Source organism: Streptacidiphilus sp. EB103A, assembly GCF_041261405.1.
In the GTDB taxonomy this organism is placed as follows: domain Bacteria; phylum Actinomycetota; class Actinomycetes; order Streptomycetales; family Streptomycetaceae; genus Streptacidiphilus.
On record NZ_JBGCAQ010000002.1, the window covers coordinates 74585 to 89405 of the forward strand.

The 14821-nt window shown below is 70.3% G+C and carries 3 protein-coding genes; all 3 read left to right on the forward strand.

Annotation, left to right across the window (positions count from 1 at the left end; genetic code table 11):
• The first annotated feature begins 129 nt into the window (after positions 1–129).
• The 3 genes from ABH941_RS03910 to ABH941_RS03920 all read left to right on the forward strand — a co-directional run bounded on the left by ABH941_RS03910 (position 130) and on the right by ABH941_RS03920 (position 14774).
• Entirely contained in the window at positions 130–561 is a 432-nt protein-coding gene (locus ABH941_RS03910; protein WP_370127129.1) for a cold-shock protein, read from the forward strand.
• Between the two features lie 174 nt (positions 562–735).
• The gene (locus tag ABH941_RS03915) at positions 736–2028 is read left to right on the forward strand and encodes a sulfotransferase (protein WP_370127130.1); all 1293 of its coding nucleotides are present in this window, start codon (positions 736–738) and stop codon (positions 2026–2028) included.
• A gap of 170 nt (positions 2029–2198) precedes the next feature.
• Positions 2199–14774, forward strand: a complete 12576-nt coding sequence (locus tag ABH941_RS03920; RefSeq protein ID WP_370127131.1) for a type I polyketide synthase — start codon at positions 2199–2201, stop codon at positions 14772–14774.
• Positions 14775–14821 lie beyond the last annotated feature (47 nt).

The window sequence follows — 14821 nt, forward strand, 5'->3', positions numbered from 1 at the left end:
GGCGGGGGTCAAGGTCACCCCCTGTTGCGTCCCGAGTGGACTCGGTTAAGGTGTGCGCGCGGCAGAGCACAGGGCGCTGTCGGCTGATTTGTCCGTTTGACACGTGGGCAATTGGGGTTTCTTGTGGTGATGACCGGAAAGATCCTGCGGTTCGACGAGGTACGTGGTTACGGCTTCATCGCTCCGAGCGGCGGTGGCGAGGACGTGTTCATGCACGCCAACGATCTGCTCGGCGAGAAGTCGATGCTCCGGCCGGGCCTGATGGTGTCCTTCGAGGCCGAGGACGGCAGCCGGGGCCTGAAGGCCTCGCGCGTTCAGCTGATGGACAACGGCGGGGCAGCAGCCCCGGCGCACGCCGCCCCCGCCTCGGTCGCCCCGGTGTGGAGCGCCCGGGAGGACAGCGGCGACGGGCTGTGCGACGTACTGTCGGCCGCCGAGTTCCGTCAGGAGCTGAGCGAAGCGCTCCTGGAGTCGGCCCCCACGCTCACCGCCGCCCAGATCCTTCAGGTGCGGAGCAGGGTGATCGAGCTGGCTCGGACGCACAACTGGATCGAGTCCTGACAGTTGTCTCCCGGATCCCCCTGCGCCTGTGGCGCCGGGGGATCCGTCATGGCCGGGGCACATATGATTGTCCAGCAGTTCTTCTAGTGCTGTTGTGGCGTGCCTTGTTGGGCCCGGAAAGCGTGTGAGAGAGATGGCGGCCAAACCGGTCCCCCAGCCTCGAAGAGGTCACGCATGCTCCGTCAGGTTCCGCTGCCGCAGCGTCAGGAACTCACTCCGCACGGTGCCGAGTTGGCGTATCCGAGACTCGTGTGGCCGATACGGTTGCTGAACGGGTTGACCGGGCCCTTCGCCGAGCGGCTGTGGCCGCTCGAACCGGAGGCCCTCAAGGCCAAGGCGCGCAAGAAGGCAAAACTGTCCGACTTCGGTTCGGGCCTGGACTTCGACAAGCCGCTGCACATCCTCTGCCGGTCACTGACCCAGGAGCTGCAACTCAGCGGCAACGGCAGGCTGGGGCTGCACAGCCAGCTGGTCGGGGATCTGGTGAACCGGCTCCGCCTGCAGGATCTCGCCACCCGTCGTCCGGAGATCTTCGAGGCGCCGGTGCCGGCGCCGCTCTTCGTCACGGGCGCGATGCGCTCGGGCACGACCTTCGTGCAGCGGCTGCTGGCGCGTGACTCGCGGTGGCGCATGCTGCCGATGTGGGAGGTCACCCATCCGCTGCCGAGCGGCGACCTGGAGGCGCCGAGACCGGATCCGGATCCCCGCATCAGGATCAGCCGGATCGAGGCCAACATGGCCAACAAGATCCTCCCGGAGCAGGGCACCATGCACGAGCTCTCGCACGAGGAGCCGGAGGAGGACAACCTGCTCCTGGCCGCCGGCCACGCCTCGTCGATGTTCGAGGCCCTGGGCCTGGTCCCCGAGTACGGCCGCTGGTTCACCGCGGCCGACCACACCGACGGCTACCGGTACTTCAAGCGCTACCTCCAGTTCATGCAGTGGAGTCGACCGGTCGGCGACCGGTGGGCGCTGAAGGCTCCGGGGCATATGGAGATGCTCGGCCCGCTGTTCAGCACCTTCGAGGACGCCACGGTCGTGCAGACCCACCGGGATCCGGTGACCTCGGTGATCTCGTTCAGCAACCTCATCTCGTATGGCGCGCGGGTCTACTTCGACCACCCCAACCCGCACCTGATCGGCCAGTTCTCGGCCGATTTCGTCGAGCGCCTGCTGCGTGCGTCGATCCGCGACCGCGAGCTGGCCGGTGACCGTATTATCGACATAGCGTTTCATCGACTCATCGAGGATCCAGTGCGTGAGCTCGGTCGGGTCTACGAGGTGGCCGGGCGGGAGATGGACGACGCCACGGAGAACGCCATGCGCGCGTACGCGGCCGCCGAGTCCCGCAGCAGTGGGCGGCACCAGTACGCCGCCGCGGACTTCGCCCTGGACGTCCCGGAGCTGCGGGAGCGCTTCGCCTTCTACTACGACCGTTTCGACGTCCCCCTGGACAAGCGCCGCTGACCGACCGCGACGTGCACATCTAGGGGCCGCCCTAGTGTCGACGGGCCTAGCGTCGGAATCCTCATCGTCCCGCATTCCGCAATCCGGCCGAAGGCGTCGGCCGAAGGCAGCGCGATGAGGCAGGGCCTGCCTGCCGTCTGTAGTCCCTCCGGGTATTGGAGTTGGATGCAATGAGCGAGTCTGACAGCGGAACGCCCGAGTCCGGTGCTGCGGAGCAGCGTCCGGTCGCGATCGTCGGCCTCTCCTGCAGGCTGCCTGGCGCACCCGATCCGGACGCGTTCTGGCGGCTGCTCCGAGACGGCGCCAGCGCCATCCGCTCCAGCACGCTCGACGCGGACGCCGGGTCGGAGGCGGAGACTGCACGGGATCGGTGGGGTGGGTACCTCGACCAGGTCGACGGCTTCGACGCCGGCTTCTTCGGTATCAGCCCCCGCGAGGCCGACGGCATCGACCCCCAGCAGCGCCTGGCTCTCGAACTGGCCTGGGAGGCGCTGGAGGACGCCCGTGTGGTTCCGGCCGACCTGGACGGCAGCGCAACCGCTGTGTTCGTCGGCGCGGCGCACGACGACTACGCCACGCTGCTGCACGCGCTCGGCCCCGACGCGGTCACGCATCAGTCGCTGACCGGGACGCACCGCGGCCTCATCGCCAACCGCGTCTCCTACACGCTGGGGCTGCGCGGCCCCAGCCTCACCCTGGACTCCGCCCAGTCCTCCTCGCTGGTCGCGGTCCATCTGGCCTGCGAGAGCCTGCGCAGCGGCGACAGTGATCTCGCCATCGCCGGTGGCGTCAATCTCATCCTCGCGCCCGAGAGTTCGCTCTACATGGAGAGGTTCGGCGCCCTCTCGCCGGACGGCCGCTGCTTCACCTTCGACGAGCGGGCCAACGGCTTCGTGCGCGGCGAGGGCGGTGCGCTGATCGTGCTCAAGCTGCTGGACCATGCTCTGGCCGACGGAGACCGGGTGCACGCCGTCATCCACGGCAGCGCGGTGAACAACGACGGCGGCGGCGACACGCTGACCGCACCCGACGCAGGCGCGCAGGCGGACGTGATCCGGCGCGCCCTCCGGCGTGCCGGGACGACTGCCCGGGACATCCAGTATGTCGAACTGCACGGCACCGGAACGCCTGTCGGCGACCCGATCGAGGCGTCCGCTCTCGGGGCGGCACTGGGCCGGGGCCGTGACGCTGACCAGCCGCTGGTGGTGGGCTCCGCCAAGACCAACGTGGGACACCTCGAAGGCGCGGCCGGAATCGTCGGCCTGCTGAAGACGGCCCTGGCGATCGAGCACCGCGAAGTGCCGGCGAGCCTCAACCACGAGACGCCGAACCCGCGCATCCCCTTCGACGAGCTCCGCTTGCGAGTCCAGACGTCGCTCGGCGCGTGGCCGCGTCCGGATGCCGCGTTGCTGGCGGGTGTGAGTGCGTTCGGGATGGGCGGCACCAACTGTCACGTCGTCCTGGGGGAGGCTCCGGCGGTCGCCGAGCCGTCCGAGGCCGAGCCGCAGCCGTCGTTCGCGGCCCCGGCTCCGCTGCCGTGGTCACTGTCCGGCCGGACGCCGGGGGCGTTGCGGGAGCAGGCGGAGCGGTTGCGGGGGCATGTGGAGTCGCGTCCGGGGTTGGAGGCGGCGCGGGTGGCTTGGTCGTTGGCGGATACCCGGGCGTCGTTTGAGCATCGGGCGGTGGTGCTTGGGTCGGATCGTGAGTCGTTGCTGCGGGGTTTGGGTGCGGTGGCGGCGGGTCGGCCGGGGGCGGGTGTGGTGAGCGGGAGTGTCGCCGAGGGTGCTGGTGACGGTGTGGTGTTCGTCTTCCCGGGTCAGGGTGCGCAGTGGGTGGGGATGGGTCGGGAGTTGCTGGAGTCCTCGGCGGTGTTCCGTGGGCGGATGGAGGAGTGTGCGGCGGCGTTGGCGCCGTTTGTGGACTGGAGCCTGTTGGATGTGCTTGATGATGAGGTGGCGTTGGGGCGTGTTGATGTGGTGCAGCCGGTGTCGTGGGCGGTGATGGTGTCGTTGGCGGCGTTGTGGGGTGCCGCCGGGGTGGCGCCGTCGGTCGTGGTGGGTCATTCGCAGGGTGAGATTGCGGCTGCGGTGGTGGCTGGTGGGTTGTCGTTGGTGGATGGTGCGCGGGTGGTGGCGTTGCGGTCGCGGGCGATTCGGGCGATCGCGGGTCGGGGCGGGATGGTCTGGGTGGCCATGACCTTGGACAAGGTGGAGGAGGTGCTGGGCCGTTGGGAGGGTCGGGTCTCGGTGGCGGCGGTGAACGGTCCGGGTTCGGTGGTGGTGGCGGGTGACGGGGACGCGTTGGACGAGTTCGTGGCCTGGGGTGAGGCGGAGGAGATCCGGGTTCGTCGGGTGCCGGTGGATTACGCGTCGCATACGGTGCATGTGGAGGAGATCGAGGGGGAGTTGGCGCGGGCGCTGGCGGAGGTGGCGCCGGTGTCCGGCTCGGTGCCGTTCTTCTCCACCGTCCAGGCGGAGTTGGTCGACACCGCGTTGTTGGACGGCGGGTACTGGTACCGGAATCTGCGGCAGCGGGTGCGTTTCGAGGAGGCGGTCCGCGCCCTGTTCGAGCGGGGCCATGGGGTGTTCGTGGAGGTCAGTTCGCATCCGGTGCTGACGGTTGCGGTGCAGGAGACGTTGGAGGCTGCCGGTGACGACGTGGTGGTCGGTGGGACGTTGCGGCGGGACGAGGGCGGTGCGGTCCGGTTCCTGACCTCCCTGGCCGAGTTGCATGTGCGCGGGGTGGCCGTGGACTGGGCTGCGCTGCTGGGTGAGGGCGAGTTGGTGGACCTGCCGACCTACGCCTTCCAGCGCGAGCGGCACTGGTTGCGGGGCGTCGGCACACGTAGAGTGCCCTCCCAAGCCGCCATGGTGCTGGACGGGATTGAGCCCGTTGTGGGCTCCGAGCTCCCGGATGTGGCGCGCTACGACGACCTTTTGGCGTTGGTCCGGGCCCAGGCCGCCAGCATTCTGGGGTACCGGACACCGGGCGAGGTCAACCCTCGGCTCGCTTTCAAGGCGTTGGGCTTTGACTCGGTTACCTCGGTCGAACTACGGAACCGGATGGTCGCCGAGACGGGACTTCGGCTCCCCACTGCGGTCCTTTTCAATCACCCCACGCCCGACGCGCTTGCCCGACACCTGTATGAGCAGTTCAACGGCGGGACGGACACCGGTCTGCTGCCCCCGCGCTCGGTTGCGGGCTCGGACGATCCGATCGCTGTCGTCGCCATGGGCTGCCGACTGCCCGGTGGTGTGCAGTCCCCTGAGGATCTTTGGGAGCTGCTCTCGCACGGCGGTGACGCCATCTCCCAGTTCCCCGCCGACCGAGGCTGGGACATCGGGAGCCTCTATGACGCCGACCCGGACCACCACGGCACGAGCTACACCCGGGACGGCGGCTTCCTGTATGACGCCGACCGCTTCGACCCGGCGTTCTTCGGGATCTCGCCGCGCGAGGCGCTGGCGATGGATCCGCAGCAGCGACTGCTGCTGGAGACCTCGTGGGAGGCGCTGGAGCGCGCGGGCATCGACCCCTCGACACTTCGCGACACAGACGCCGGGGTCTTCATCGGGATGATGGCGCCGGACTACGGCCCCGAGCTGCACCAGGCACCCGAGACTGTCGACGGATACCTGCTGACCGGCGTCTCCGGCAGCGTCGCCAGCGGACGGATCGCCTACACGCTCGGCCTGCGTGGACCGGCGCTGACGGTCGACACGGCGTGCTCGTCGTCGCTGGTCGCCATGCACCTCGCGGTGCAGGCTCTGCGCTCGGGGGAGTGCTCGCTCGCACTGGCCGGCGGGGCAACGGTCATGTCCCAGCCAGGCATGTTCGTGGAGTTCAGTCGGCAGCGGGGGTTGGCTGCTGATGGGCGTTGTAAGCCGTTTGCGGCGGGTGCGGATGGTACGGGTTGGGGTGAGGGTGTGGGTGTTCTGCTTCTGGAGCGGTTGTCGGATGCGCGGCGGAATGGGCATCCGGTGTTGGCGGTGGTTCGTGGGACGGCGATCAATCAGGATGGTGCGAGTAATGGGTTGACGGCGCCGAATGGTCCGGCGCAGGAGCGGGTGATTCGGCAGGCGTTGGCGAATGCGCGGTTGACGCCCGAGTTGGTGGATGTGGTGGAGGCGCACGGTACGGGGACGAGGTTGGGTGATCCGATCGAGGCGCAGGCGTTGCTTGCGACGTACGGTCAGGATCGTTCGGTGGGGCGGCCGTTGTGGTTGGGGTCGTTGAAGTCGAATGTGGGTCATACCCAGGCGGCGTCGGGCGTGTCGGGTGTGATCAAGATGGTGTTGGCGATGCAGCACGGGGTGTTGCCTCGTACGTTGCATGTGGATGAGCCCACCCCGCATGTGGACTGGTCGTCGGGTGCGGTGTCGCTGTTGACCGAGTCGGTGGTGTGGCCGGAGACGGGGCGTCCGCGTCGGGCTGGGGTGTCGTCGTTCGGTGTGAGTGGTACGAACGCGCATGTGGTGTTGGAGCAGGCTCCGGATTTGGTTGAGTTGTCCGGTGTTCCTGAGGGTGGCGGCGTGCTGGGGTTGTCGGTGGTTCCGTGGGTGGTGTCGGGGCGTGGTGCGGGGGCGTTGCGGGAGCAGGCGGAGCGGTTGCGGGGGCATGTGGAGACACATGCTGGGTTGGAGCCGGTGGGGGCGGCCCGGTCGTTGGTGGGGTCGCGGGCGTTGTTTGAGCATCGGGCGGTGGTGCTGGGGTCGGATCGTGAGTCGTTGCTGAAGGGGCTGGAGTCGTTGGGGGCCGGTGAGGTGGCTCCGGGTGTGGTGCGTGGTGTGGCGGGGGCTGCGGGTGGTGTGGTGTTTGTCTTCCCTGGTCAGGGTGCGCAGTGGGTGGGGATGGGTCGGGAGTTGCTGGGGTCCTCGGCGGTGTTCCGTGGGCGGATGGAGGAGTGTGCGGCGGCGTTGGCGCCGTTTGTGGACTGGTCGTTGCTGGATGTGCTTGATGATGAGGTGGCGTTGGGGCGTGTTGATGTGGTGCAGCCGGTGTCGTGGGCGGTGATGGTGTCGTTGGCGGCGTTGTGGGGTGCCGCCGGGGTGGTGCCGTCGGTCGTGGTGGGTCATTCGCAGGGTGAGATTGCGGCTGCGGTGGTGGCTGGTGGGTTGTCGTTGGTGGATGGTGCGCGGGTGGTGGCGTTGCGGTCGCGGGCGATTCGGGCGATTGCGGGTCGGGGCGGGATGGTGTGGGTGGCCATGACCTTGGACAAGGTGGAGGAGGTGCTGGGCCGTTGGGAGGGCCGGGTCTCGGTGGCGGCGGTGAACGGTCCGGGTTCGGTGGTGGTGGCGGGTGACGGGGACGCGTTGGACGAGTTCGTGGCCTGGGGTGAGGCGGAGGGGATCCGGGTTCGTCGGGTGCCGGTGGATTACGCGTCGCATACGGTGCATGTGGAGGAGATCGAGGGGGAGTTGGCGCAGGCACTGGCTCAGGTGGTGCCGGTGTCGGGTTCGGTGCCGTTCTTCTCCACCGTCCAGGCGGAGTTGGTGGACACCGCGTTGTTGGACGGCGGGTACTGGTATCGGAATCTGCGGCAGCGGGTGCGATTCGAGGAGGCGGTGCGTGCGCTGCATGCCGAGGGCCACGGGGTGTTCGTGGAGGTCAGCTCGCATCCCGTACTGACGGTTGCGGTGCAGGAGACCCTGGAGGCTGCCGGTGACGACGTGGTGGTCGGTGGCACGCTGCGGCGGGACGAGGGCGGTGCGGCCCGGTTCCTGACCTCCCTGGCCGAGCTGCACGTACGCGGGGTGGCCGTGGACTGGGCTGCCCTGCTGGGGCAGGGCGAGTCGGTGGACCTGCCGACCTACGCCTTCCAGCGCGAGCGCTACTGGCTGGAGGTTGCCAAGACAGAGTCCGCTGCGGCGGCCGAGGACCCCACCGACGCCGCCTTCTGGGACGCCGTCGAGCGCGAGGACCTCGAAGCCCTTACCGCGACCCTCCAGCTCGAAGAGCAGCACTCGCTCTGTGAGGTCCTGCCCGCCCTGTCCGCCTGGCATCGCCGTAAGCTCGTCCGATCCACGGCCGACTCCTGGCGCTACAAGGTCCATTGGGAGCCCACAGCCGTCAGCCGACGTTCCACCCTAACCGGCACCTGGCTGGTACCCGTCCCGGAGGGAGAGGCCCACCGTGACCTCATCGCCTCCGTGCTGGGCGCGCTGACCGGCCATGGCGCCGATGCCGTTCCCATCATCCTGACGCACCGTCAAACAGACCCGCAGGCAATGGCCGACTGCCTTGCCGAAGCAGTGGGCGACGCGGTCTCCCCCGTCGGCGTCCTCTCCCTACTCGCGCTGGACGAGGACCCGCACCCCGCCCACCCCGCGCTCAGCACCGGCACTGCGCTGACGCTCTCCCTGCTGCAGGCACTTGGCGACGCGCGCAGTGTGGCCCCCCTCTGGTGTGCGACTCGTGGCGCCGTCTCGACCGCGGATTCCGAAGTCCCGCTGAACCCTGGCCAAGCGGCAGTGTGGGGCCTGGGCCGCGTCGCCGCACTGGAGTATCCCGCCCGCTGGGGCGGCCTGATCGATCTGCCGGAGGACCCGGACTCCCGGTCTCTGACTGCGCTCTGCGCCGTTCTGGCCGGCCACGGCGCGGAGGACCAGGTGGCGCTCCGCGCCTCCGGCGCGTTTGTCCGACGCCTGGTGGGCTCGCCCAGCCCGTCGTCGCCCGCGCCGCGCTCCTGGCGCCCTCGTGGCACCGTCCTAGTGACCGGTGGCACGGGCGTGCTCGGTGCACGCATTGCTCGCTGGCTCTCCCGCAACGGGGCGGCAGATGTGGTGCTCACCAGCCGCAGCGGTACGGCCGCCGCCGGGATCGCCGAGCTGGAAGCCGAGTTGGTCGAAGCCGGCACCCGGGTGACTGTCGCCGCCTGCGACGCCGCCGACCGTGAGCAACTGGCAGCACTCGTGCGGAGCCTGACCGACGAGGGCCGCACCCCGCGGACCGTCGTCCACGCGGCCGGTATCAGCGGACTGGGGGCTATCGCCGAGGCGACCGTCGCCGACTTCGCGGACGTCGCGGCCGGCAAGGTCGTCGGGGCCTGGCACCTCGCCGAGGTACTCGACCCGGCGGAGCTCGACTCGCTCATCCTCTTCTCGTCCATCTCGGGTGTCTGGGGCGTCGGCGACCATGCCGCCTACGCGGCGGCCAACGCCTCCCTCGACGCCTTCGCCCAGTACCAGCGCGCACGCGGATTGCCCGTCCTGTCGCTGGCCTGGGGTCCCTGGGGCGGTGGCGGCATGATCGGGGACGAGCTGCAGGACCCGCTGCGGCGTCGGGGCATTCCCGTCATCGATCCCGACACGGCCCTGGAGGCCCTGCAGGCCGCGCTCGACCGCGACGAGACGTTCGTGGCGGTGGCCGACGTCGACTGGGACACCTTCGTCCCGGTCTTCACCGCGGCGCGGCCGAGTCCGCTCATCGCGCAGCTGGAGTCCGCCGACGTGGCCCCCGCTGACGACGGACGCGGCTCCGGAACCGGTGACCGGACGGGCGCCGACTCCCTTCTCACCGAGCAGCTCGCGGCCCTGACCGAGGCCGAACAGGAGCGTTTCCTCTGGGACCTGGTCCGCAGGCAGGCGGCGACTGTGCTCGGTCACTCCTCGCCCGAGGCCATGGACCCGACGCGTGCCTTCAAGGACCTCGGTTTTGACTCCGTCAGCGCCGTCGAACTGCGCAACCGACTCGGCACCGCCACCGGCCTGCGGCTGCCCACCACCATCGTGTTCGACCATCCCACCTCGAATGCTCTGGCCAAGCAGCTGCGCGTACTCGCTCTCGGCCGTACAGCCTCCGCTCCGGTCGCCGCCGCAGCCGTGGACGTCGTACGCGGGTATGACGACGACCCGATCGCGATCGTGGCGATGGCCTGCCGCTATCCCGGAGGCATCCGCACCGCCGAAGACCTCTGGCGGACCGTTGAATCCGGAGCGGACGTCATCTCGGGCTTCCCAGTAGACCGGGGCTGGGACGTCACCGGACTGTTCAACCCCGACGCCGACAACCCCGGCACCAGCTATGTCCGCGAGGGCGGGTTCCTGCACGACGCCGGGGACTTCGACCCGGCGTTCTTCGGGATCTCGCCGCGTGAGGCGGCAGCGATGGACCCGCAGCAGCGGCTGCTGCTGTCGACCTCCTGGGAGGCGGTGGAGCGCGGCGGCATCGATCCGTCGACGCTGCGGGGCAGCGGGACCGGGGTCTTCGTCGGCGTGACCGACCAGAACTACGGTGAACTCCTGCGCCGCTCCACCGACGGGACCGAGGGATACCTCGTGACCGGCGGCTCTCCGGCGGTCGCATCGGGACGGGTCTCCTACCTGCTCGGGCTGGAGGGGCCGGCCATGACGGTGGACACCGCGTGCTCGTCCTCGCTGGTCGCCATGCACCTGGCCGTGAACTCGCTGCGGTCGGGCGAATGCTCGCTGGCCCTGGCCGGAGCCGCGATGGTGATGGCTGATCCGGCACCCTTCGTCGGCTTCAGCCGCCAGCGCGGTCTGGCGACCGACGGCCGGTGCAAGCCCTTCGCTGAGGCGGCGGACGGTTTCGCGCTCGCCGAGGGCGTCGGGGTGCTGTTGCTGGAGCGGTTGTCGGATGCGCGGCGGAATGGGCATCCGGTGTTGGCGGTGGTTCGTGGGACGGCGATCAATCAGGATGGTGCGAGTAATGGGTTGACGGCGCCGAATGGTCCGGCGCAGGAGCGGGTGATTCGGCAGGCGTTGGCGAATGCGCGGTTGACGCCCGGGCTGGTGGACGTGGTGGAGGCGCACGGCACCGGTACGAGGCTGGGTGACCCGATCGAGGCGCAGGCGCTGCTGGCGACCTACGGCCAGGACCGCCCTGCGGAGCAGCCGTTGCTGATCGGCTCGCTCAAGTCCAACATCGGCCACACCCAGACCGCCGCCGGTATGGCGGGCGTGATCAAGATGGTGCAGGCCATGCACCACGGTCTGCTGCCTCGTACGCTGCATGTCGATGCGCCGTCCTCGCATGTGGACTGGTCGTCGGGTGCGGTGTCGCTGCTGACCGAGTCGGTGGCCTGGCCGGAGACCGGCCGTCCGCGCCGGGCCGGAGTCTCCGCGTTCGGGATCAGCGGGACGAACGCGCATGTGCTGCTGGAGCAGGCTCCGGAGCCGGACGCGGACGCGGTCGACGAGGTGGCCGCTCCCGAGGGCGATGGTGTGGTGGGACCGTCGGTGGTTCCGTGGGTGGTGTCCGGGCGTAGCGCGGAGGCGTTGCGGGAGCAGGCGGGGCGGCTGCGGGCGCATGTGGAGCTGCACGGCACCTTGGAGCCGGTGGGGGTGGCCCGCTCGCTGGTCGGGACGCGGTCCTCGTTCGAGCATCGGGCGGTGGTGCTGGGCTCGGACCGTGAGTCGTTGCTTAACGGGTTGGAGTCGCTGAGGGCCGGTGAGGTGGCTCCTGGCGTGGTGCGTGGCGTGGCGGGGGCTGCGGGTGGCGTGGTGTTCGTCTTCCCGGGTCAGGGTGCGCAGTGGGCCGGGATGGGCCGGGAGTTGCTGGAGTCCTCGGCGGCCTTCCGGGAGCGGATGGAGGAGTGCGCGGCGGCGTTGCGGCCGTTCGTCGACTGGTCGCTGCTCGATGTGGTGCGCGGTGTGGACGGGGCCCCCGGGTTCGACCGGGTGGATGTGGTGCAGCCGGCGTCCTGGGCGGTGATGGTGTCGTTGGCGGCGCTGTGGGGCGCCGCCGGGGTGGCGCCGTCGGTCGTGGTGGGTCATTCGCAGGGGGAGATCGCGGCTGCGGTGGTCAGTGGTGGGTTGTCGTTGGCGGATGGTGCGCGGGTGGTGGCGTTGCGGTCGCGGGCGATTCGGGCGATCGCGGGTCGCGGCGGGATGGTCTGGGTCGGGTTGGGCCTGGACCGGGTGGAGCAGACGCTCGGCCACTGGGGGGGCCGGATCTCGGTGGCGGCGGTGAACGGTCCCGGTTCGGTGGTGGTCGCGGGCGACGGGGACGCGCTGGAGGAGTTCGTGGCGTGGGCCGGGGCGGCGGAGGTGCGGGTGCGGCGGGTCCCGGTGGACTACGCCTCGCACTCCGCCCATGTGGAGGAGATCCAGGAGGAGTTGGCGCGGGTGCTGGCGGAGGTCGCGCCGGTGTCCGGCTCGGTGCCGTTCTTCTCCACCGTCCAGGCGGAGTTGGTCGACACCGCGACCCTGGACGGCGGCTACTGGTACCGCAACCTGCGGCAGCGGGTGCGGTTCGAGGACGCGATCCGCGCCCTGGCAGGCCAGGGGTACGGGGCCTTCGTGGAGGTCAGCGCGCATCCCGTGCTCACCGTGGCGGTCCAGGACACCGTGGAGGAAGTGACCTCCGGGGACGCCGTGGTGGTCGGTGGCACGTTGCGGCGTGACGAGGGCGGCGCGGAGCGGTTCCTCGCCTCGCTTGCCGAACTGCAGGTGCGCGGGGTGACGGTCGACTGGGAGGCGGTCCTCGGGGCCGGGGACACCCGTCCGGTGGACCTGCCGACCTACGCCTTCCAGGACCGGCGCCACTGGCTCGACCTACCCGCCGCCGAGCTCCAGCATGACCAGGAGCAGCCCGTCGACACGGTCGACGCCCGCTTCTGGGAAGCCGTCGAACACGAGGACCTCGAAGCCCTCACCGACTGCCTCGACGCCGAGGGCGACGCTCAGGCCGCACTCGACGCCGTCCACACCGCACTGCCGGTGCTCTCCGCGTGGCGCCGCCGCCACCAGGAGCGTTCCACGCTCGACGGCTGGCGCTACGGCGTCTCCTGGACGGCGATCCCCGATCCGGAGACGGCCCCCGAGCTTCCGGCGCACTGGATCCTCGTCGTCCCGGACGGCGCAGCCGCCACGGACGACGCCCGAGTGCGCGCCGTCACCGAGGAACTGGAGGCCCGCGCGACCACCGTGGTGACCATCGGCTTCGACGCCACCGTCGAGGACCGCGAGACGCTCGTCGACCGGCTGCGGGTCGCGCTCGATGCCCAGCCGGAGACGAGTGGGGTGCTGTCGCTGCTTCCGCTGGCAAGCGGCCGTCCGCTGCTTCGTCCCGCCCTGTCCTGCGGCCTGACCGGCACGTTGCTGATCATGCAGGCTTTGGACGGCGCGGGTGTGCAGGCGCCGCTGTGGAATCTGACCGGTGGGGCCGTGTCCCTCACCGGGGAGGGAGACGAGACCGTCGATCCGGAGCAGGCCGCCGTGTGGGGCCTCGGCCGGGTGTTCGGACTCGATCACCCCAGGCAGTGGGGCGGTCTGATCGACCTCGCGGAGAACCCGGACCGCACGGCTCTGGACCGGTTCGTCAGCGCCCTCACCGGGCTTGGCGATGAGGACCAGATCGCCGTACGCTCCAGCGGATTGCACGTCCGACGTCTGGTCCGCAAGCCCGTCGAGGACGCGGTGCCGCAGCGGCCGGTCCGGCTCGGCGGGACCGTCCTGATCACCGGCGGCACCGGCGCGCTGGGTGCGCACGTCGCCCGCAGGCTGGCCGGAAACGGCACCGAACGGCTGGTGCTCGTCAGCCGCAAGGGTCAGAACGCGCCCGGCGCCGATGAGTTGGAGGCCGAGCTGACCGCGCTCGGCGCCGCCGTCACCGTCGCCGCGTGCGACATCGCGGACCGCGACGCCCTGGCCGAGCTGCTGGACGAGATCCAGCAGAGCGCACCGCTCACCGCGGTGGTCCACGCGGCCGGGTCCGCCCCGGACGCGTTCAGCCTGACGGAGGGCGATCTGGACGAGGTCGAGGGCATCGTCCGAGCGAAGATCGCCGGGGCACTCAACCTCGACGCGCTTCTCGGGGACCAGCCGCTCGACGCCTTCGTACTCTTCTCCTCCGGCGCCGGTGTCTGGGGCGACGGCGGCCACGCCGCCTACGGCGCGGCCAATGCCTACCTCGACGCCTTCGCCGAGCAGCGCCGCGGCCGTGGCCTGCCCACCACCTCCATCGCCTGGGGCGCCTGGGGCGGCGGCGGCATGGTCGACGAATCCGAGAGCGACCGGCTGCAGCGGTACGGGGTCCCCACGATGGACCCGGAGCTGGCCGTCACCGCCTTCCAGCAGGCCCTGGACCACGACGACACCTGCCTGGTGGTCGCCGACATCGTGTGGGAACGCTTCACCGCCGTCTACACGGCCGCTCGTCCCCGCCATCTCTTCGACGAGATCCCGGAGGTCCGCCGGGCCGCCGATGCCGCCAGCGCACAGCAGCAGCGGCGGGCAGCGGATTCGGAGCAGGAGGACGAGGGCGTGCAGTTCGCCCGCCGGCTCGCCGCACTGGGCCGGGCCGAGCAGGAACGCACGCTGCTGCAACTGGTCCGAACCCAGGCGGCAGCGGTGCTCGGCCATGCGGGGCCGGGCGCGGTCAGCAGCGAGCAGGCATTCCGGGACCTCGGCTTCGACTCCCTCACCGCAGTCGAACTGCGCAACCGGCTGCGCACCTCGACCGGTCTGAGCCTGCCGGCCACCCTGGTCTTCGACTTCCCCACCCCCCTCGCGCTGAGCAGGCGACTGCTCAGCGAGATCGCTCCGGCGCAGGACCTCGGCACCGAGCTGAGCCAGCTGGACGAGTTGGAGGCCATGGTCGCCACCCTGGACTCCGGGGACGAGACCCGCACCCGGATCGCCACGCGGCTGCAGGCACTGCTGTGGCGGCTCAACGACGCCCCGGTGGAGACGGCCGGTGTCGCCGACACGGAGGTCGGCGGCTTCGACTCCGCCTCCGACGACGAGATGTTCGACCTGATCGAAAAAGAGCTCGGCCTTTCCTGACAGCCCGTCCGGCTGCTCTCCCATTGCCTTCGGGCTCGCTCAAGGGA

Coding starts and splice junctions, on each gene's coding strand:
- ABH941_RS03910 (WP_370127129.1), top strand. CDS start 130: ATGACCGGAAAGATCCTGCGGTTCGACGAGGTACGTGGTTACGGCTTC.
- ABH941_RS03915 (WP_370127130.1), top strand. CDS start 736: ATGCTCCGTCAGGTTCCGCTGCCGCAGCGTCAGGAACTCACTCCGCAC.
- ABH941_RS03920 (WP_370127131.1), top strand. CDS start 2,199: ATGAGCGAGTCTGACAGCGGAACGCCCGAGTCCGGTGCTGCGGAGCAG.